This window comes from Nonomuraea sp. NPDC049758 (assembly GCF_040674635.1).
Classification (GTDB): Bacteria; Actinomycetota; Actinomycetes; order Streptosporangiales; family Streptosporangiaceae; genus Nonomuraea.
This window is the reverse complement of sequence record NZ_JBFAMZ010000001.1, coordinates 300443-320502: the sequence shown is the minus strand read 5'-3', so window position 1 is coordinate 320502 and position 20060 is coordinate 300443. Positions and strand designations below refer to the sequence as shown.

Here is a 20060-nt window from a genome sequence, read left to right as displayed (position 1 = left end):
CGTTGCGGGAAGCTGTCGCGCAGGCCGAGCGCGCGGCCGAACTGGCCAGGCTGCTGGACGCCGCGCAGTCCAGGCTGGCGGCCGCCGAGGAGAGCGCCGAGGAGGCCAGGAAGCTGGCCGAGCAGCTGAGCGAGACCGAGGAGCGGCTGGAGGCCGAGCGGGCCGCGGCCGACAGGCTGCGCAAGGAGCTGGCCGAGCAGCGCTTCCAGGCCGAGGTGGCCAACTGGAAGCTGTCCTCGATCAAGGTCGCCCGCTGGAACCGGCTCGGCGACGCCATCAAGAGCGGCAAGAACAACCCGATGCGCCTGGCCAAGGGGCTCAAGGGCGCGGCCAGGCCGGTCAAGCGGCCCAGCGCGCCCAAGCGCCGGCCGGTGGCCGTCCAGGGGGCCAGGGAGGCGCGTCCTGGGGCGTCGTTCCAGGCCACCAGCACGACCAGGACGCTGGGCGGGGCCTCGTTCAAGCTCAAGCCGTACCGGATCCCCACCGGGCCCAACACCCGCCCGCACCTGACCGCGGCCGTCGTCGCCGATCCGCACGTCGAGGCGCTGCTGCGCTACGAATGGCGTCAGACGACCGGGTTCACGCCGCGCGACTTCGCCCGCGTGCTGCCGCTGGAGGTGCCCCACCTGCTCGTGGTGGAGTCCGTCACGCAGGGGCCGTGGCTGGAGGAGCTGACCGGCGAGCCGGGCGAGGGGCTCAGGGCCCTGCTGGGCTGGTGCGCCGAGCGCGGCATCCGCACCGTCTTCTGGCACACCCAGGGCGACGTGGCCGACTACGCCGCCGCGGCCGAGCTGTTCGAGCACCGCTTCACCACCGACATGACGGTCCCGTGGCCGCGCCTGCACTTCGGCGTGCAGCCCCGGGTGCACAACCCGCTGCCGCTGGCCGGCGGGCGGGTCGACCGGGTGCTCACGCTCGACCAGCTGCTGCCGCCGCACCTGGCCTATCCCGACGTGCTCACCTCCTACCGCTGGCCGGCCGCGGCCGACTGCCCGCCGGGCACGCCGCAGTGGCGGCTGGCCGAGATCGCCGCCTGCGGCACGCCGATCGGCACCGAGCCGGACTCGCGGCGGGCGCACGTGGCGCTGCGCCGGGCCTACGGCACGGGGACGATGACCGAGCGCGTGGACGAGCTGCTGGAGGCCGTCGGCCTGCCCAGCGCCCGCGCCACCCTCGACACCTCCGTGCTGCTGCCGATCCTCGACCCGTCGCTCATGGAGCACGCGCTGGCCCAGGTGGCCAGGCAGTCCGGCGTGGCCCAGGTGATCGTCATCGGGCCGCCCGAGGCCGAGCTGCGCGCCCGCGACGTGCTGACCGACGCCGAGGTGCTGTACCGGCGGCCCCACCCGGCCATGAGCGAGGGCGCGATGCTGGCCAAGGGCCTCGACCTGTGCGAGGCCGACCTGGTCGCGGTCATGGACCCGCGCGACGTCTACGGCCCGCACTACCTGTCCGACCTGCGGCGGGCCTTCCTGTTCAGCACGGCCGACATCGTCGGCAAGGCCGCCTTCTACGCCCACCTGCGCAAGCCCCAGGCGACCCTGCTCAAGCAGCCAGAGGCCGAGTACGCCTACCTCCCGGAGATCGCCGGGGCCACCCTGCTCGCCCGCAGGAACGCCCTGCGCGAGGTGGGCTTCGCCGACCTCACCGAGGGCTGGGACGAGGTCATGATGCGCCAGTGCCGCACCGACGGCGTCAAGGTCTTCTCCGCCGACCGGTTCGGCTACGTGCGGGTGCGCGACGAGGACCGCTGGCTGCTCGGCGCGGCCCACCTGGTCGAGTACGGCTCGGCGGAGCCGCACGCGCTGATCTGACGCCTACGCTGAGTCGATGACCGACCTGCTCGCCCAGTCGCTGGCGGAGGTGCTGGGGGAGCCGCCGGCGCCCGAGGGCACGTGGGAGCGGGAGGCCGTCTACGTGACGGCCGCCGCGCTGCGCCGCCGCGTCCCGCCGGCCGAGCTGGCCGCGCGGGTGCGGGCGGTGGACGGGGTGGCCGAGGCGCGGGCGCGGCCGAACGGCTTCCTGCGCATCGTCGTGGACGCGCCGGGACGGCTGGTCGAGTCCCTGGACCCGCCCGCCCTGCCCGAGCCCGGCTGGCCCGACTTCCCGCGCACGTGGGACAACCCCGGCTTCGTCGTCCGGTACGCCCACGTCCGCGCCTGCGCGGTGCGGCGGTGGGCCGGGGAGCTGGGGGTGCCGCTCACCGGCTTCCGGCCCGAGCTGCTCGACGGCCCCCACGACCGCCGGGTGCTGCGGGTGCTGGCCGAGCTGCCCGGACGCGCCGTCAGCCGCGACCCCGGCTGGGACGCCTTCTCGGTCCGGCTGGCGCTGGCCTACCACGACGCCCACGAGCACGCCCCCGCCGTCCCGATGGGGGACGAGCCGGTCCGGCCGGTGCACACGGCGCGGTTGCGGCTGGCGGAGGCCGTCCGGGGGGTACTGGTTGGGCCGGAAAGATTGTGATGGATCGTAAAATATCCGGCTAAAGCGCGAAAAATCGTGAAAATGTTGCTTGTGGACCTTGATCGCGTCTCGATACGTGGGCGGTGGTCCTGGAAGGGGCGGCGGTTCCGATAGCCTCGATCGGGTGAGCTTCGTCCATCCAGCCGGGGACCGGCACGCCGAGATGCTGCCCCACGAGCGCCCCCCGATGGCGCCCGCCGACCTCAACCGGATCGACCCCGCGATCTGGCCCCGAACGTCGACCCGGACCGACGGCACGCTCACGGTCGGCGGCGTCGACGTGCGCGACCTGGCCCGCGAGTTCGGCACGCCGCTCTACGTCCTCGACGAGGCCGACGTACGCTCACGCATGCGCGACTACGCCACGGCCTTCCAGGGCTCCGACGTCCACTACGCGGGCAAGGCGTTCCTGTGCAAGGAGATCGTGCGCTGGCTGGCCGACGAGGGCCTCGGGCTCGACGTCGCCAGCGGCGGCGAGCTGGCGGTGGCGCTCAGCGTCGGCTTCCCGCCCGAGCGCATCACCCTCCACGGCAACAACAAGTCCACGGCCGAGCTGACCCGCGCCCTGGAGTGCGGCGTCGGGCACATCGTGGTCGACTCCTACGAGGAGATCGCCCGCCTCGGCTACCTCGCCGAGCAGCTCGGCAAGCGGCCCAAGGTGATGATCCGGGTGACCACCGGGGTCGAGGCCCACACCCACGAGTTCATCGCCACGGCCCACGACGACCAGAAGTTCGGCCTGTCGCTCAACACCGGCGCCGCCGCCGAGGCCGTGCGCCGCATCCTCGCGCTGCCGCAGCTCGACCTGGTCGGCCTCCACTCCCACATCGGGTCGCAGATCGTCGACACCGCCGGGTTCGAGGTGGCCGCGCGGCGGCTGGCCACGCTGCTGGTGCAGATCAAGGACGAGCACGGCGTCGTCCTGCCCGAGCTCGACCTCGGCGGCGGCTACGGCATCGCCTACGTCGAGGGCGACGAGGCCCCCGACATCAAGGAGCTGGCCGACGGCCTGCGCGAGATCGTCACCAAGGTCTGCGCCGACGCCGGCCTGCCGGTGCCGCGCCTGACCGTCGAGCCGGGCCGCACCATCGTGGGGCCGGGCGGCATCACCCTCTACGAGGTCGGCACGGTCAAGGACGTCGAGGGGCTGCGCACGTACGTCAGCGTCGACGGCGGCATGAGCGACAACGTGCGCACCGCCCTCTACGGCGCCGAGTACACCGCCACCCTCGCCAGCCGCGCCAGCGACGCCGCGCCCATGCTCAGCCGCCTGGTCGGCAAGCACTGCGAGAGCGGCGACATCCTCGTGCGCGACTTCCACCTGCCCGCCGACCTGGCGCCCGGCGACCTGGTCGCCGTGGCCGCGACCGGCGCCTACTGCCGTTCGCTGGCCAGCAACTACAACTACCTGCCCAGGCCCGCCGTGGTCGCCGTCGCCGACGGCGCGGCCCGGGTGATCGTGGCGGGCGAGACCGAGGACGACCTGTTGAGGGGGCAGCTGTGAAACCGCTGAAAGTGGCTCTGCTGGGCTGCGGCGTCGTCGGCTCGCAGGTCATCAGGCTCCTGCACGAGCAGGCCGACGACCTGGCCGCGCGCATCGGCGCGCCGCTGGAGCTGGCCGGCGTGGCCGTGCGCAGGCTCGGGCGCAAGCGTGACATCGAGGTCGACCCGGCGCTGCTGACCACCGACGCCGAGTCGCTGGTCACCCGCGACGACATCGACATCGTCGTCGAGGTGATCGGCGGCATCGAGCCGGCCCGCACGCTCATGGTGGCCGCCCTCGAACGCGGCAAGTCGGTCGTCACCGCCAACAAGGCGCTGCTGGCCGAGGACGGCTCGTCCCTGCACGAGGCGGCCCGCCGGGGGGGCGGCGACCTCTACTTCGAGGCCAGCGTCGCCGGCGCGATCCCGCTGCTGCGCCCGCTGCGCGAGTCGCTGGCCGGCGACCACGTCAAGCGCGTGCTCGGCATCGTCAACGGCACCACCAACTACATCCTCGACAAGATGGACACCTCGGGCGCGTCCTTCACCGACGCCCTGGAGGAGGCCCAGACGCTCGGCTACGCCGAGGCCGACCCGACGGCCGACGTCGAGGGCTTCGACGCCGCCGCCAAGGCCGCGATCCTGGCCGGCCTGGCCTTCCACAGCCGGGTCACCGCCGACAAGGTGCACCGCGAGGGCATCACCGAGATCACCGCGACCGACGTCGCCTCCGCCAAGGCCATGGGCTACGTGATCAAGCTGCTGGCCATCTGCCAGCGCTCCGACGACGGCCGGTCGTTCGGCGTGCGGGTGCACCCGGCGATGATCCCGCGCACCCACCCGCTGGCGGGGGTTCGCGAGGCGTACAACGCGGTGTTCGTGGAGGCCGAGTCTGCCGGGCAGCTCATGTTCTACGGCAAGGGCGCCGGCGGCGCGCCGACGGCCTCGGCCGTGCTCGGCGACCTCGTGGCCGTCGGCCGCAACCGGCTGGCCGGCACCCACGGGCCCGAGGAGTCCACCTACGCCGACCTGGCCGTCCACCCGATGGGCGACACGGTCACGCGCTGCCACGTGGCGCTCGACGTGGCCGACAAGCCCGGCGTGCTGGCGCGGGTGGCCGACCTGTTCGCCAAGCACGACGTGTCCATCCAGACCGTCCGCCAGGAGGGGCACGGCGACGACGCCCAGCTCGTCATCGTCAGCCACCGCGCCACCGACGCGGCCCTCACGGCGACCATGGAGGGGCTGCGCGAGCTCGACATCGTCCGCGCGGTCGCCGGCGTGATGCGCGTGGAGGGCGACGACTGACGCCCGCCCCGCCCGGTCAGTGGGCGGGGAAGGCCAGGTCGCGCACGCGGCGGACGGCTCGTTTCAGGACCGTGCGGTCCTGTTCGCGGGCCAGCCGTACCGCCTCGCGGCGCCAGCTCTCGGCCTTCTCCCGCCAGCGGGAGGCGTCCCTGCCGTTCTTGGCGGCCTCCCGGCGCAGCTGGGCGATCTCGGCGCGCAGGGCGGCGACGCGCTTGCGGTGGAGGGTCAGCTCCTTCTCGTGACGGGCGGTGAGCAGGGCGAGCTCCGCGACCGGCGGCCTGCGCGGCGGGTAGACGTCGGGGCGGCGGCGCAGGCCCCACGACGCGCCGTCCGCCCATTCCAGGCCGTACAGGGCGTCGATGAGGTCGTCCGGGTGGTCGCCGGGGGCGGCGACCAGGGCGGCTCTGGACAGGGCGGCCGTACGGTCGAGGCGGGCGGCGACCACGCCCTGCGGGGTCTCGTGCAGGGCCAGGCACAGGCTGCCGAGGTCGTGCTCGTCCAGGTGGGCGATCAGGCGTTCGAGCGTGCCTGGGGAGAGGGTCCAGCCGGGCGGCACGGTCAGCCGGAAGGGGGCCGTCGTGCCGGCGGGGGGCCCAGGAGGCGGTTCGGTGGCCAGGCGGACCCGCGGGTCGTGTTCGAAGGTGGCCTTGAGCAGGCGCAGGTCCAGGTCGGGGTCGCGCAGGGGCGAGCGGCGTCCGGTGGACAGCGCGGGCCAGGGGCCGGTGAGGGTGAGGCGCACGTCGGGGATGGAGGAGGCGAGCAGGGCGTCCGCGGTGGCGCGGGTGTCCTCGTAGCCGCCCGCCGGCACCGCCGCCTCCACGTACGGCACCAGCCACTGCCGCCCCGGATCCGTCCGCAGATACCGCCGGTAGGGAACCCGGTCGGCCACGTAGGGGTCGTTGTACCGCTTCAACGCGGCGACGTCGCGCATCGCGGTCGGCAGGCCGACGTGCCACGCCCGCGCCTGCGGGTCCGGGACGAACACCGCCCCCGCCTGGACGAGCCGGTACCCCAGCTCGGTGTCCTCGGCCAGCACCAGCGAGGTGTCCAGGCCGCCGATCGAGCGCAGCAGCGCCGCCGGGTACGACGCCGTGGCCCCCACGTGCACCCGGGCGGCCGTCGCGCCGGACGCCGTACGCAGGCCGTCGTGGTCGTGGATGATCTGCTCGGCCCAGTCGTGCCGGTGCGGCGACAGGGGGAACAGGTCGTCCTCGGCGCCCGCGTCCAGGGCCTGGACGACCTGCTCCGGCGTGGGCGGCTCGCCGGCCGAGGTGAAGTCGATCCAGCCCAGCACCACCACGTACGGGGCCAGGTGGTGCCACCGGAGCTGGGCCTCGACGTGCCGCCGGTGCGGGACCATGTCGGCGTCCAGCACGAGGACGACGTCGCCGGCCGCGGCGTCCAGGCCCGCCTGCACGGCCCAGGCACGCCCCCAGCCGCCCGGCGGGCTGGAGATCAGCTTGGTGCCCCCCGGGGTGAGGGCGGGCAGGCGGATGGGGGTGGCGCTGCCGTCGTCCACCACGATCACGTCGAGCAGGTGCGCCGGGTAGCTCTGCGCGGACAGGGCGGCGAGCGTCAGGTCCAGGGTCTCCTGGCGGTCGTGCGCCGGGATGACGACCGTGACGGCGAGCTCCGGCTCCCAGGCCCCCAGCTCAGGCGGGTCGAGGACGCCGAAGTCGTTGCCACGGATGCGCGGGACGATCATGGGCGGCTGCTCCCCTCCAGCTCCATGAGGGCGTTCGGGCGGAACCCGCGCCACTGGCGCCGGTTGCGGCGCAGGAACGTGCCGATCGGCTCCTGCCAGGTGTGGGCGGAGGCCGGGCCGCGGCGCAGGATGTAGCCCAGGCCGTGGGTGCGGTAGATCTGGCCGCCCGCCGCCTGGAGGGCCTCCTGGAACTGGGTGTCCACCGAACGGCGCAGCGGCCGGAAGCCGCCCACGGCCTGGAACGCCGAACGTTCGACCAGGATCGTCCCGCCCGCCACGAAGCTGGTGATCTGCTCGGTGACCTGGCTGCGGTGCACGGTGACGTCGATCGAGGCCAGGTAGACGAACTCGGGCACCGTGCCGACCACCTGCGCCCCCGAGTAGGCGTGGGCGAGCAGCAGGTCGGCCAGGAAGTCGGGGCCGTACCAGTCGTCGTCGTCCATCTTGAGCAGGAACGAGCCGGAGGCCCTGGCGGCGGCCTCGTTCAGCACCTCGCCGAAGACGGCCGCGGGGTCGGCCTCGTACACGGTCAGCGGGCCGCCGAAGCCGGCCAGGGCGGCGGCGACGTCGGGGTGCTCCCGCGGGACGCCGTGCAGCGCGAGCACCACTTCGAGCTGGGCGTCGCGCTGGCGGGCGATCTGCCGCAGCGCGAACGGCACCATGTCGGCGCGCCGGGTGGCCAGCAGGACGGAGGTGAGCGGGGGAGCGGGGGCGGGCGCGCCGAGCTGCTCCCACCGCGCCGCCACGCCATGGGTGCGCAGGGCGGCCCGGCGCAGCCGGATGCTGTGCTCCTCGCGCCGCAGCTCGTCGGACAGATCGGGGGCGGCGGGCAGCAGCGTGACCAGCTCGTCCCCGAGAGCGCCCGCCCAGCGCGGCACGGCTCCGGTGACCAGCGGCACCCCGGCGGCGGCCAGACCGGCCAGCACCCGCACGGCCGCCAGCGGGCCGCTGTGCGGATGTTGCCAGCTCACCTCGACGCCGCGGATCTGCCGGAGCCTGGCCACGTCGGCGTCGGTGACCCCGCCCGACTCGGCGAACGTCGTCACGACCTTGCCGTCGAGCAGCACTGACCAGCGGCCGTCGCGCTCGGCCAGCGCGGCCATGCCCCGGGACGGCGTGGTCACGAACCCCTGGGGGTTCACCAGGCGCTCGTCCACGGGCGGGACCATCGACGGCTCGCCGAGCACGTCGGGATCGGCCAGCGGCGACCCCGCCCCGCCGGGACGCCCGATGCTCTCCCAGCTCGCGGCGACGATCGTGGGCCGCTCGACGGGAGCCTGATCCCCGGCCCAGCCGATCGCGCCCGGCTCGGCGGACCCGCCCGGCGTCAGGGCCGGGGACGCGTCCGGGGCGCGGCCGTCACCCGGCGGGCGCAGGGCGTCGCCGGCCAGGCCGCGGAGGGCGTCGTCGCCCAGCGTGCGGAGCACGACGTCGCTGCCGGGGGCGCCGACGCGTTCGGGGACCGGGCCGCGCACCTCGGCGGGCGTGGCGTTCGGGTCGCCGGGACGCCAGTCGGCCGAGCCGATCCCGGCGATGCCGGCGGCGGGCGCGGCGATCACGTCCAGGCGGTGACCGGCGAAGGCGCGGGCGGTGGCGGTCACCGTGCGGCCGGCGGGCGTCGCGGCCGAGAAGCGGGCGTCCACCACCCACACCCGGCTCCTGGGCTGGTAGACCCGCAGGTCCGTCAGCGAGCGCCAGCGGTGCGCGGGGGTCGGCGTCGGTACGGGGGCCGGGTGCGAGGCGGGGGCGTCGAGCACGCACACCACCACCCGCCCGGCCAGCGGGAGCAGCTTGTGCAGGGTCGCCACCCTGCGCAGGTCGGCGGGCGTCCTGGCGAGCACGAGGACGTGGTCGGCCGACTCCGGCTCGGCGGGCGGCTCCAGCAGGTCCCGGTCCAGGTCCACGGCGCCGGCGGGCAGCCCGGCGCGGCCCTCGCCGTCTACCAGGAAGGTGTGGCTCTCGATGCCGGCCAGGAACACCCGGGCGTCCGGCAGCTCAGCCAGCAAGGCGGTGACCGTCCGCCGCTCGGCGCTCATCCGGCGCTCCGCAGGTGCCGGATGAGGGAGCTCAGCGGCCCGGGAGCGGGGTCCTCCTGCTCCTGCGCGCGGGACAGGCGCTCGACCTCGGCGGAGAGCCGGTCGACCTGGGCGCGCAGCTCCTTGGTCTCCGCCAGCCGCCGGGCCGCCAGGGCGCGCCACTTGGCCGGGTCGCCGCCCAGCGGCGGTGGGTCGGCGGCGGTGCCGAAGCCGTGCTCGCCGCCCTCGACCCACAGGACGCCGAACAGCTCGTCCACCAGGTCGTCGGCGGGGCCGTCGAAGCGCGCGGCGCGGGCGAAGGCGGCCGTGCGCTCCAGCCGGGCGGCCACGACCCCGTCCGCGTCCTCGGCCAGCGCGACGCAGAGCAGGCCGAGGGCCTCCTCGTCGGCCAGTCGCACGAGCCTGGCGAGGGTGTCGGCCCCGAGGACCCATCCGGCGGGCAGCCGCAGCAGGAACGGGGAGGGGCCGGCGGTGACCGGTTCGCTTTCCGCGAAAGTGACGCGCGGCTCGTGGGCGTACAGGTTGTGCAGCAGCCGCAGGTCCAGCAGCGGGTCGTCGAGGCTGGACCGGCGCTCGCCGGTCAGCCGGCCCCAGGGGCCGACGACGGTGACGGCGGCGTCGGGCAGCGTGCCCGCCAGCGCCGCGTCCACGCTCGCCCGGGTCTCCTCGTACGTGGTGGCGCTCACCACGACCCGCACGTACGGCACCCGCCAGTGGCGCCGGGGATGGCCGCGCAGCCAGCGCAGATCCGGCACCAGATCGCCCAGGTAGGACCAGTTGTGCCGGTGGACCTCCTTCTCCCGCAGCATCACCGTGGACGGCCCGACGTGCCAAGCCCTGGCCTGCGGATCGGGCACGAACACCGCCCCCGCCTGGGCCAGCCGATAGCCCAGCTCGGTGTCCTCGGCCATGTTGAGCGAGGCGTCCACGCCGCCCGCCGCGCGCAGCAGCTCGGCGCGCACCGACGTGGAGGCCCCCGTGTGCAGCAGGTACGCGCTCGTCCCCGCGTCCTTCAGCATCCGGGTCGACTCCAGGGTCTTACGCGTGTACTCCGGTCGCGTGCCCTCCTCGCCGGGGGTCGTCACGAACCGGATGTCGCCGATCACCACCACGTGGTCGAGCAGGTGGTGCCAGCGCATGTGCGCCTCAAGGTGGTCGGGGGCCAGGATCATGTCGGAGTCCAGCCAGTGGATCACCTCGCCGGTGGCGGCCAGCTGCCCGGTCTGCCGGGCCGCGCCGCGTCCCCAGCCGTCGGTCACCCGTACGACGCGGGCCCCCGGCAGCTCGACCGGCGGCGTGCTGCCGTCGTCGGCGACCACGATCTCGACGAGTTCGGCCGGGTAGGTCTGCGCGGCCAGCGCGGACGCCGTGCGCTCCAGCGCCTCCTGGCAGTCGTAGGCCGGGATGACCACGGACACGCGCAGCTCGGGCGTCCAGTCCCCGATCGCGGGCGGGCGCAGCACCCCGTAGTCGTTGTGCCGGACGCGGGTCATGCCAGGCCCTTGGCCAGCGCGCGAACCTCCTCGCGCAGCTCCTCGACCTCCCGGGCCCTGGTCATGGCGTTCACGCGGTCCTCGCCGAGCGAGGCGAGGATCGCCCCGATGTCGTCGGCCCGCCGCGCGGCCGACTCCTCGACCGCCTGGACCAGCAGCTCCAGCCGGGATTCGAGGTTCTTGACCGCGGTCGTCGCACGGGCGAGCTCGGCCTCGTGCTTCTTCATGCGCAGGTCGATCCGGTGCGCCTTGCCGTCCACGCGGCGGACGGTGAGCAGCAGCAGGGCGAGGGCGGCCAGCGTGACCGCGAACGCGGCGACGGCCGCCGCCGCGCCGAGGGTGAGCAGGCCGGCCAGGACGAGCAGGGCGAGCACCCCGGCGGCGACGACTGCGAGAAGTGCGGCGGCCGCTGCCAGTCGGCGGGGCGAGAGCATCCGCGCAAACCTTTCATAGTCACGACTAGTCGGGCATAGGAGGATGGGCGGGATTATTGCCACCCTAATAAACCCTGACCACTACCGTGCCATAAGTTCCTGGAGGAAAACTGGGAACCCGGCCTCGGGGCTCATGCCGCCCACCACCCGAAAGCTGCCTGTCTGTCTACTGACGTGTAAAAACGGGCGTAAGGTAGGCGCCGATCCAGTCACGTCCGGTCGAGGAGCATCGTCCATGTCCGTCACCCCCTGCGGCTTCACGCGTACGCCGGGCAAGGGGTTCGCCCGGCTGCACTGGGCGGACGGATGGCAGGCGGACGGCGGGCCGCCCGACGTGCCCGCGCTGCGCTCCCGGCGCGGACTGGAGATCGACTGGCCCGCCGCGCCGGTGCCGCTCGACGGCCTGACGGAGCTGGCCGGCGCCGGGATCCCGCTGACCGCCCAGGACGCTCCCGCGTGGGTGCCGGGCGACCTGGCCACGCTGCTCACCGACCGCGACTGGCTCGCCGAGCCCGCCGACGGCACCGCGCGCTGCCTGGCCGACCTGCGGCGGGAGGAGCACAGCGTACGGCTGCGGCGCCTGGTCCACCGGCCCGCCCGCGCGACGGTCAGCATCGTCATGTCGACCAAGCGGCCCGCCCTGGTCGGCGCGGCGCTGGCGCAGATGGAGCGGCAGCGGGGCGTCGAGGCCGAGGTCCTGCTCGGGTTGCACGGGGTGGCCTTCGAGCAGGTGCGCGCGGCCGTCGAGGCGTGCTCGCTGCCCGTCAGGTGGGTCGAGGCGGCCCGGACGGTGCCGTTCGGCGAGGTGCTGAACCGGGCCGCCGCCCTGGCCTCGGGCGACTATCTCGCCAAGTGGGACGACGACGACTGGTACGGCCCCGGCCACCTGTCCGACCTCCTCATGGCCCGCTCGTACGCGGGGGCCGACGTGGTGGGCACGACGGCCGAGTTCTTCTACCTGGAGCCGCTGCGCGCCACGATCCGGCGGACGACGTTCGCGAGCGGAGCGGCGTACCCTAGCGAGGTTTGGGCGGATCACGTAGCTGGAGGCACCATTTTGCTCCAAAGCGCGAAATTTCGGGAAATTGGAGGATTTCCCGCTCTCCCGCGTGCGGTCGATCTGGAGTTCGTGAAAGCGGCGCAAAAGATCGGCGCGCGCGTCTATCGCACGCACGGCCTCGGCTACGTCCTGCGCAGGGGGTTCACCGAGGAGCACACCTGGCAGCTGCCCCTCGCCCATTTCGTCAGAATCGCCACGAACCAATGGCACGGCTTCCGGCCGAGCCTGCTGATGGAAACCGCATGAACAACGGCCAGAAGCCGCCGGTGCGCGGCAACGACTACCGCGTGCTGCGGCCCGCCGAGGATCTCACCCCGTCGCTCACGGTCAGCGTGATCATCCCGGCCTACGGCGGCCAGGACAAGCTGGACCTGGTGCTGGCCGGCCTCGCCCGCCAGACCTACCCGGCCGCGCTCACCGAGGTCATCGTCGTGGACAACGGCAGCGTGCCGCCCCTGCGGCTGCCCGACGTCCGTCCCGAGGGCGCCCGGCTGATCGTCTGCGACCAGCCCGGCCGCGCGAACGCCCGCAACGCCGGGCTGGCCGAGGCCACCGGCGACGTGATCCACTGGCTCGACTCCGACGTCGTCCTCACCCCGGGCGCGATCGAGGCCCACATGCGCTGGCACCACACGGCCCCCTACCTGGTGGTGACCGGCTACATCAGGTTCACCGGCGCGGAGCTGCCCGCCGAGCTCCCCGCCGACCTGGAGGAGCACTTCGAGCCGGCCGAGCCGCACGCCTGGATCGTCGACCTCGTCGAACGCACCGACGGCCTCACCGCCAACCCCCAGCGTCCCTTCAGCCTGCACGTCGGCGGCGCGACCTCGGTCGGGGCCCGCCTGATCGAGGCCGCCGGCCCCATGGACGACGAGCTGATCCTCGGCCAGGACACCGAGATGGGCTACCGGCTGGGCCAGGCGGGCGCGGTGTTCGTGCCCGAGCCGCGCGCCCGCGCCTACCATCTCGGCCCGACCATGCGCATGCGCGACAAGGAGTCCATCGACCGGGTGAGTCACGCGTTCGTGGCCGACCGCATCCCGGCGTACCGGTGGTTGCGCTCCCATCCGTCCCGCCAGTGGAAGATCCCGTACGTCACCGCCGTCGTGGACGGCACGGCCGGCTACGACAGCGTGCGCGCCACCGTGGACGCCCTGCTCGCCGGGACCGTTCCCGACCTGTCGGTGCTCCTGCTCGGCCCCTGGGACGAGGTGGGCCGCGAGCGCCGCTCCCCGCTCAAGGACCCCGGCCTCGACCTGGCCCTGGTCCACGGCCACTACCAGCACGAAGGACGGGTGCGCCTGGCCACGGCCGAGGAGCTGGACCCGGCCACGCCCTTCGTGCTGCGCCTGCCGCCCGGCTGGATCCCCGGCGAGGACACCCTCGCCCGCCTGCTCGACCTGGCCCGCGACGAGGGCCTCGGCCTGGTCGCCGTGCTGCTGCGGGAGTCGTCGCAGGGTGTCGTGGCGGCCCGCCTGGAACGCCGCTCGGCCTTCGCCAGGGCCCGCATGGTGGCCGGCGGTGAGCCCGGCGACCTCGACGACGTGGTGGACGCCGTGTCCGGCGTGTCCTGGGTCGAGGGCGAGACCTACGGGTTCACCACGGAGGCGGCGCCGCTGATCGGGCGGCGCGGGGCGTACCGGGCGCGGCTGGAGGCCCGGGCCGAGGCAGAGCGGCTGGCGGCGGAGGCCGACCGCCTGCGCGCCCAGGTGACCAAGTGGCGGGACGAGGCCACCCGGTGGCGCAGGACGGCCGTCGAGCTGCGGCGCGACGTGAGCACCCTGCGCCGCCAGCTCGCCGCCGCGAACCGCGCCCAGCAGAGCCTGCGCACCCTGCTGTCGGCCACGATGAAACGCGCGCTGGGCCGTCGCCTGCGATGAGACGAGCGCTGGGCCGCCTGCGCGGCCGACCGCGTCCCGCGGGCGGCGGTCAGTTCGGGCGCAGGGCCGACTTCAGCCGCCTGAACAGGGTGTTCTCGGCGGACTCGGCCGGGACCGCGACCGTCGCGGGGATGGTGACCGGCTCCGGCTGCGGCGGCGCGGGCCAGTAGCGGTCCGGCGGCTCGTGACGCACGCCGTGCGTGGTGTCGATGACCTCGTCGAGATCGGCGCCTGGACCGGCGAGCAGCAGCGCCCGGCCCAGCGCCGAGGTGCGTTCAAGCCGGGCCGTGCGCCCGTCGGGCAGGTCGACGACGAGCACCCCGGTCAGGTCCTTCTGCACCGACTCGACCATGCGCTCCAGCGTCGCCCGGTGCAGCGGCACGTCCACCGGCCCCCGGTAGCGGAACGGCGTGGGCGCGGGCGTGGGGGCGGCCTCGTCGATGAGCCGGATGCGTTCGTCGTGCGCGCACAGGTCGCGCATGAGCCGCAGCTCGAAGCACGGGTCCGACAACACCGCGCGCCGCCCGTCGTCGAGCCGTGACCACGGGCCCACCAGCGTCAGCACGACGTCCTGGAGCTTGCCGTCCAGGGCCGCCGTCACCGCCCGCCGCACCACCGACTCGGAGGTGTCGGTGACGTCCAGCACGATCTCCACGTACGGCACCAGCCACCGCCGCCCCCGGTCCTTGCGCAGGTCCCGGCGGAGCGGGATCCGGTGCGCCAGGTACGGCTCCACCGCCCGCACGGCCCGCTCCCGGTCGCGGTGCTGCGCCGGCAGCCCGAGGTGCACCGCCTGGGCGGCCCGGTCGGGCACGAACACCACGCCGTGCATGGCCAGCCGGTAGGAGAACTCGGTGTCCTCGCCGCGCACCACGGTCGGGTCGAGCCCGCCCACGGCGTCGAAGACCTCGCGGGGGAGGGCGAAGGTCGGCCCGGTGCACACGTGGTACGGGTTGCGGCTGCCGCGCAGCCCGTCGGTCTTGTCGATGGTCGCCTCGGTCGAGCTCGACACGGCCCCGGCCAGGTCGAACACCTCGTCCAGGCGCTCGGCGCGGAAGACCTGCCGCGCGGTGACCGGCGGCGCCTCGACGAACTTCTTCATCCCGATCGTGACCAGGTAGTCGGTCACGTGGTGCCAGCGGGCCAGGGCCTCGATGTGCTCGCGGCAGGCGACCATGTCGGCGTCGAGCCGCTGGATGATCTCCCCGTCGGCGGCCTTGGCGCCGGTGTTGACCGCGTTGGAGATGCCCCAGCCGTCGCGTACCGGGACGATCCTGGCGTTGACCGGCCGGATCTCCGGCAGCCGGACGGGCGGCGCGCTTCCGTCGTCGACGACCAGGATCTCCATGAGATGGCCCGGGTACGTCTGCGCGGCCAGCGCGGCCAGCGTCAGGTCGAGTTTGTCCTGCCCGCCGTGCGCCGGTATCACCACGCTCACGGACAACTCCGGCGACCAGGCCCCGAGCTCCGGCGGCACTACTGGTGAATAGTCGTTCTGCCTCAAAGCAGGACGCGCGTTCATGGTGACCCCCTGCCGAGACCTTATCGGGAGATGCTGAGAATTTCCTGAATAGTGGCGCTGTCCAACGACCTGTCCACTCAATGGACTCGGCTCCGCGCCCGCGCCGCGCACCCCGTACACTCGGTGGCCAACACCGCAGGTAGGGAGTCATCATGGGCAGGTCGTGGCGTGGCCTCATCGAGGAGTACCGAGAGCGTCTTCCGGTCACCACGAAGACGCCCGTCGTCACGCTCCTCGAAGGCGGCACCCCGCTCGTCCCGGCGCACCGCGTGTCGGCGCTGACGGGATGCGAGGTCTATCTCAAGGTCGAGGGGGCGAACCCGACCGGCAGCTTCAAGGACCGTGGCATGACCATGGCCATCAGCAAGGCGGTCGAAGAGGGCGCCAAGGCGGTCATCTGCGCCTCCACCGGCAACACCTCGGCCTCCGCGGCGGCCTACGCCGTACGCGCGGGGCTGACCTGCGCCGTGCTGGTGCCGAAGGGCAAGATCGCGATGGGCAAGCTGGCGCAGGCGCTCGTCCACGGGGCCACGCTGCTGCAGGTCGAGGGGTCGTTCGACGACTGCCTGGAGATGACCCGCAAGCTGTCCTCCAGCTACCCGATCGCGCTGGTCAACTCGGTCAACCCGTTCCGGCTGCAGGGCCAGAAGACGGCGGCGTTCGAGATCGTCGACACGCTCGGCGACGCCCCCGACATCCACTGCATCCCGGTGGGCAACGCGGGCAACATCTCGGCCTACTGGATGGGCTACCAGGAGTACGCCGACGACGGCGTCTCGACGAAGCGTCCGCGCATGTTCGGCTTCCAGGCCAGCGGCGCCGCGCCGATCGTCGAGGGCGCCCCGGTGACCCATCCCCACACGATCGCCACCGCCATCCGCATCGGCAACCCGGCGTCCTGGAACCTGGCCACCGCGGCCCGCGACGAGTCCGGCGGCGTCATCCAGGCGGTGACCGACCGGCAGATCGCGGCGGCGTACAAGCTGCTGGCCCAGGAGGAGGGCGTGTTCGTGGAGCTGGCCTCGGCGGCGAGCGTCGCGGGGCTGCTCCAGGCACACGCGCAGGGGCTCGTGGAGGCCGGGCAGCGCATCGTCTGCACCGTCACCGGCAACGGCCTGAAGGACCCCGACTGGGCCATCTCGGGCGCGCCCGCCCCGGTGGTCATCCCCATCGACGTGCATGCTGCCGCCGCGGCGCTCAACCTCGCCTGAAAGGCGCACGGGGAGTGAGCGAACGACGAGGGAACGGTGAATCGATGACGACGGTGCGAATCCGCGTGCCGGCCACGTCGGCCAACCTGGGGCCGGGCTTCGACGCGCTCGGCCTGGCGCTCACCCTCTACGACGACGTGGAGGCCACGCTCACCGCCGAGCCCGGCGTGCGCGTGAGCGTGGCGGGCGAAGGCGCGGGCGAGGTCGACCTCGGCGAGGGACACCTCGTCGTCCGGGCGATGCGCGAGGCGTACGCCCGCATGGGGACGCCGCAGCCCGCGGGCATCGCCCTGCGCTGCGTCAACCGCATCCCGCACGCCCGCGGCCTGGGCTCGTCCTCGGCCGCCGTCTGCGCCGGCATCCTGGCCGCCCGCGCGCTGAGCGACGGCGGCCTGTCCGACGACGAGGTCTTCGCGCTGGCCACCGAGATGGAGGGCCACCCCGACAACGTCGCTCCGTGCCTGGCCGGGGGCCTGACGGTGGCCTGGACCGACCACGCGGGAGCAGCGCGTATGGTGAAGCTGGCCCCCGACGAGAGGGTCCGTCCGGTCGTCGTCATTCCTACGACGCGGCTGGCCACGGAGACCGCTCGGGGGTTGTTGCCGAAGGACGTGCCCCACAAGGACGCCTCCTTCAACGCCGGCAGGGCCGCGTTGCTGATCGCCGCGCTGACCTCGCGGCCGGAACCAGAGCTGCTGCTCGCCGCCACCGAAGACCGTCTCCACCAGCCCTATCGCGCGCCTGCCATGCCGGAGAGCGCGCGTCTGGTAGAACGTCTGCGTGCAGTCGGCGTGCCCGCGGTCGTTTCGGGGGCGGGTCCCACGGTTCTTGCGTTTTCGTCACCGGATACGCAGGATTTGATCGCGCCAGAAGTGGGTAATGACTGGCACATCCAGCAAATGGACGTCGACCCGGTTGGTGCGAACGTTCAGTTCCCCGAGACACGCTGATGCCTCTTTAGACCTTCAGGGAATAGCCGTGTGCGCTGGTGATGTTAGGCTGATAGCCGCACCAGATGCCCCCTTGGTGGGTGCGTGCTTGTCAGCCATACATCGCTGCATCATGCTTCACGTCGCGAGGCGTGAGCAGCGCGGCTGTCTCCCCGGAATCCGTTGCCTCCGGTTGGCCCACACCCGGTTGGCCCAACGTGAGGCGGCGACGACGGGGACCTGCGCGTTCGACGCACATCGACATCTGGTTGGCGACAGCAATCTGGGGGGTGTCAGCCACGCGCCACGGTCCTGTGGCGGCCTGGACGAACCCCTCCCCAAGAGTGGCGGCCGTCCGCGACAGCCGAAGATCGCAACGTGCACCCCGACCCGGTCTGTCCCGCCGGGTCGCAAGCACCTCCGGGACGCCCGGCAGAACAAAACCGGCGCCCGACCCCTGGGAAGGACCTTTTAGTTGAGCGACACCACCGAACTCCTCTCCGACGCACCAGGCTCTCAGCCCGCGTCCGGCGACACCCCCATCCGCGCCGCGGCCAAGCCTCGTGCGCGTCGCTCCGGCACCGGCCTGTCCGCCAAGGTGCTGCCCGAGCTGCAGAAGATGGCCGCTGAGCTGGGCATCAGCGGCACCGGGCGCATGCGGAAGAGCCAGCTCATCGCGGCCATCCAGGAGAAGCAGGGTGGCGCCTCCGGAGATGGCGCTCCGGCGGCAGCCGCGGTTGAGGCGGCGCCCGTCCTGACGGAGGCCGCGCCTCCCGTGGCCGAGCGGCCCACCCGTACGCGCAGGGAACGTTCCCGCACCAAGCCCGCCGACGAGGCGGCACCGCAGGCCGCCGAGCCGGTGGCCGCGGCCCCCGAGCTCGTGGCCGCGCCGGCCGAGCCGGCCGTCGAGCAGCAGGCCCAGGTCGTGGACGCCGGTCAGGCCGACACGCGGGGCGAGCGCGAGAGCCGTCGCGAGCGGCGCAGCCGCGGCGAGCGCCGTGAGCGTGGCGACCGCGGCGAGCGCGGTGAGCGCAGCGACCGCGGTGAGCGTGGCGACCGTGCCGACCGCGGTGAGGGCGGCCGTGCCGAGGGCAGCCGCGGCGACCAGCGCGCCACGGACGCCGGCGGCAGGGGCGACCAGCGCGGCGAGCAGCGCAGTGACCAGCGTGGCGAGCAGCGCGGTGACCAGCGTGGCGGCGAGCAGCGTGGCGACCAGCGCGGCGACCAGCGCGGTGACCAGCGTGGTGGCGGCGACGACGACGACCGCGGGCGTGGCCGCAGGGGCCGCTTCAGGGAGCGCAACCGCGGCCGTGGCCGTGACCGCTTCGACAGCACCGAGCCCGTCATCGGCGACGACGACGTGCTCATCCCGATCGCCGGCATCCTCGACATCCTCGACAACTACGCGTTCGTCAGGACCAGCGGCTACCTGCCGGGCAGCAACGACGTCTACGTCTCGCTGGCCCAGATTCGCCGCAACGGCCTGCGCAAGGGCGACGTCATCACCGGCGCGGTGCGCCAGCCGCGCGACGGCGAGCGCCGCGAGAAGTTCAACGCCCTGGTCCGCCTCGACACCGTCAACGGCATGGACCCGGAGCAGGCCCGCAACCGGCCCGACTTCAACAAGCTGACGCCGCTCTACCCGCAGGAGCGCCTGCGCCTGGAGACCGAGCACAACATCCTCACCACGCGGATCATCGACCTGGTCTCGCCGATCGGCAAGGGCCAGCGCGGTCTGATCGTCTCGCCGCCCAAGGCCGGCAAGACGATGGTGCTGCAGGCGATCGCCAACGCGATCACCCGCAACAACCCCGAGTGCCACCTGATGGTCGTCCTCGTGGACGAGCGTCCGGAAGAGGTCACCGACATGCAGCGGTCGGTCAAGGGCGAGGTCATCCACTCGACCTTCGACCGTCCGGCCGAAGACCATACCACGGTCGCCGAGCTGGCCATCGAGCGCGCCAAGCGCCTGGTGGAGCTGGGCCACGACGTGGTCGTCCTGCTCGACTCGATCACGCGACTCGGCCGCGCCTACAACCTGGCGGCCCCGGCCTCCGGTCGTATCCTGTCGGGTGGTGTCGACTCCACGGCGCTCTACCCGCCGAAGCGCTTCTTCGGCGCCGCGCGCAACATCGAGAACGGCGGCTCGCTGACGATCCTCGCCACGGCCCTGGTCGAGACCGGGTCCAAGATGGACGAGGTCATCTTCGAGGAGTTCAAGGGCACCGGCAACATGGAGCTCAAGCTCAACCGCTCCCTGGCCGACAAGCGCATCTTCCCCGCGGTCGACGTCGACGCGTCCGGCACGCGTAAGGAAGAGATCCTCATGGCCAAGGAGGAGCTGCAGATCGTCTGGAAGCTCCGCCGGGTGCTGCACGCCCTGGACATGCAGCAGGCTCTGGAGCTTCTCCTGGAGAAGATGAAGGAGACCAAGTCCAACGCCGAGTTCCTTCTGCAGGTGCAGAAGACCACGGTGAGCAACGACCGCGACTAGCGGCCACGCGCCTTGAGGGGCGGCGGGGAGGTTCTCCCGCCGC

14 protein-coding genes are annotated in these 20060 nt (G+C 73.4%); 9 read left to right on the top strand and 5 right to left on the bottom strand.

From position 1 onward, the window contains the following. Nucleotides 1–2: 2 nt before the first annotated feature. The 4 genes from AB0J46_RS01500 (at nucleotide 3) to AB0J46_RS01485 (ending at nucleotide 5253) form a co-directional block, all read left to right on the top strand. The gene (locus tag AB0J46_RS01500; RefSeq protein ID WP_364324873.1) at nucleotides 3–1814 is read left to right on the top strand and encodes a hypothetical protein; all 1812 of its coding nucleotides are present in this window, start codon (nucleotides 3–5) and stop codon (nucleotides 1812–1814) included. A gap of 16 nt (nucleotides 1815–1830) precedes the next feature. Then, on the top strand, nucleotides 1831–2463 hold the full coding sequence (locus AB0J46_RS01495) for an anticodon-binding protein (RefSeq protein ID WP_364324870.1): 633 nt from the start codon (nucleotides 1831–1833) through the stop codon (nucleotides 2461–2463). Nucleotides 2464–2626: 163 nt separating this feature from the next. Then, a complete protein-coding gene (lysA, locus tag AB0J46_RS01490) occupies nucleotides 2627–3967 on the top strand; it encodes a diaminopimelate decarboxylase (protein ID WP_364326145.1) in 1341 nt (446 codons plus the stop codon). Next, nucleotides 3964–5253 carry a homoserine dehydrogenase gene (locus AB0J46_RS01485; protein ID WP_364324867.1) on the top strand — a complete coding sequence of 430 codons (1290 nt, stop codon included), beginning with the start codon at nucleotides 3964–3966 and terminating at the stop codon, nucleotides 5251–5253. Before lysA ends, AB0J46_RS01485 begins: the two co-directional genes overlap by 4 nt. A gap of 16 nt (nucleotides 5254–5269) precedes the next feature. On the opposite strand, the gene AB0J46_RS01480 is transcribed toward AB0J46_RS01485, so the two are convergent. The 4 genes from AB0J46_RS01480 to AB0J46_RS01465 are packed head-to-tail and all read right to left on the bottom strand — an operon-like array spanning nucleotide 5270 to nucleotide 10921. Then, nucleotides 5270–6958 (bottom strand): glycosyltransferase, encoded by a 1689-nt coding sequence (locus AB0J46_RS01480; protein ID WP_364324864.1) that lies wholly within the window; start codon nucleotides 6956–6958, stop codon nucleotides 5270–5272. After that, complete coding sequence (locus AB0J46_RS01475) at nucleotides 6955–8994, bottom strand: glycosyltransferase family 2 protein (RefSeq protein WP_364324861.1); 2040 nt, start codon at nucleotides 8992–8994, stop codon at nucleotides 6955–6957. Before AB0J46_RS01475 ends, AB0J46_RS01480 begins: the two co-directional genes overlap by 4 nt. Further along, on the bottom strand, nucleotides 8991–10487 hold the full coding sequence (locus tag AB0J46_RS01470) for a glycosyltransferase family 2 protein (protein ID WP_364324858.1): 1497 nt from the start codon (nucleotides 10485–10487) through the stop codon (nucleotides 8991–8993). Before AB0J46_RS01470 ends, AB0J46_RS01475 begins: the two co-directional genes overlap by 4 nt. Beyond that, complete coding sequence (locus tag AB0J46_RS01465; RefSeq protein ID WP_364324855.1) at nucleotides 10484–10921, bottom strand: hypothetical protein; 438 nt, start codon at nucleotides 10919–10921, stop codon at nucleotides 10484–10486. Before AB0J46_RS01465 ends, AB0J46_RS01470 begins: the two co-directional genes overlap by 4 nt. A gap of 235 nt (nucleotides 10922–11156) precedes the next feature. Between AB0J46_RS01465 and AB0J46_RS01460 the strand changes: the two genes are divergently transcribed. Then, on the top strand, nucleotides 11157–12227 hold the full coding sequence (locus tag AB0J46_RS01460; protein ID WP_364324852.1) for a family 2 glycosyl transferase: 1071 nt from the start codon (nucleotides 11157–11159) through the stop codon (nucleotides 12225–12227). Continuing rightward, the gene (locus tag AB0J46_RS01455; protein ID WP_364324849.1) at nucleotides 12224–13861 is read left to right on the top strand and encodes a glycosyltransferase; all 1638 of its coding nucleotides are present in this window, start codon (nucleotides 12224–12226) and stop codon (nucleotides 13859–13861) included. The genes AB0J46_RS01460 and AB0J46_RS01455 overlap by 4 nt, the downstream gene beginning before the upstream one ends. 49 nt (nucleotides 13862–13910) lie before the next feature. On the opposite strand, the gene AB0J46_RS01450 is transcribed toward AB0J46_RS01455, so the two are convergent. Then, nucleotides 13911–15299, bottom strand: coding sequence for a glycosyltransferase (locus AB0J46_RS01450; RefSeq protein WP_364324846.1), 1389 nt, complete (start codon nucleotides 15297–15299; stop codon nucleotides 13911–13913). A gap of 236 nt (nucleotides 15300–15535) precedes the next feature. Here AB0J46_RS01450 and thrC point away from each other — a divergent pair, with 236 nt between their 5' ends. From thrC to rho, 3 genes are all read left to right on the top strand, one after another. Then, nucleotides 15536–16594: a threonine synthase gene (gene thrC, locus AB0J46_RS01445; protein WP_364324843.1), complete on the top strand. Its 1059-nt coding sequence runs from the start codon at nucleotides 15536–15538 to the stop codon at nucleotides 16592–16594. A gap of 44 nt (nucleotides 16595–16638) precedes the next feature. Further along, nucleotides 16639–17544 (top strand): homoserine kinase, encoded by a 906-nt coding sequence (thrB, locus tag AB0J46_RS01440; protein WP_364324840.1) that lies wholly within the window; start codon nucleotides 16639–16641, stop codon nucleotides 17542–17544. Nucleotides 17545–17998: 454 nt separating this feature from the next. Continuing rightward, complete coding sequence (gene rho / locus AB0J46_RS01435) at nucleotides 17999–20017, top strand: transcription termination factor Rho (protein ID WP_364324837.1); 2019 nt, start codon at nucleotides 17999–18001, stop codon at nucleotides 20015–20017. Nucleotides 20018–20060 lie beyond the last annotated feature (43 nt).

Excerpts from the sequence above, each read along its gene's own strand:
- AB0J46_RS01495 (WP_364324870.1), top strand. The coding sequence starts at position 1,831 with ATGACCGACCTGCTCGCCCAGTCGCTGGCGGAGGTGCTGGGGGAGCCG.
- lysA (WP_364326145.1), top strand. The coding sequence starts at position 2,627 with ATGCTGCCCCACGAGCGCCCCCCGATGGCGCCCGCCGACCTCAACCGG.
- AB0J46_RS01480 (WP_364324864.1), bottom strand. The coding sequence starts at position 6,958 with ATGATCGTCCCGCGCATCCGTGGCAACGACTTCGGCGTCCTCGACCCG.
- AB0J46_RS01475 (WP_364324861.1), bottom strand. The coding sequence starts at position 8,994 with ATGAGCGCCGAGCGGCGGACGGTCACCGCCTTGCTGGCTGAGCTGCCG.
- AB0J46_RS01470 (WP_364324858.1), bottom strand. The coding sequence starts at position 10,487 with ATGACCCGCGTCCGGCACAACGACTACGGGGTGCTGCGCCCGCCCGCG.
- AB0J46_RS01465 (WP_364324855.1), bottom strand. The coding sequence starts at position 10,921 with ATGCTCTCGCCCCGCCGACTGGCAGCGGCCGCCGCACTTCTCGCAGTC.
- AB0J46_RS01460 (WP_364324852.1), top strand. The coding sequence starts at position 11,157 with ATGTCCGTCACCCCCTGCGGCTTCACGCGTACGCCGGGCAAGGGGTTC.
- AB0J46_RS01455 (WP_364324849.1), top strand. The coding sequence starts at position 12,224 with ATGAACAACGGCCAGAAGCCGCCGGTGCGCGGCAACGACTACCGCGTG.
- thrC (WP_364324843.1), top strand. The coding sequence starts at position 15,536 with ATGGGCAGGTCGTGGCGTGGCCTCATCGAGGAGTACCGAGAGCGTCTT.
- thrB (WP_364324840.1), top strand. The coding sequence starts at position 16,639 with ATGACGACGGTGCGAATCCGCGTGCCGGCCACGTCGGCCAACCTGGGG.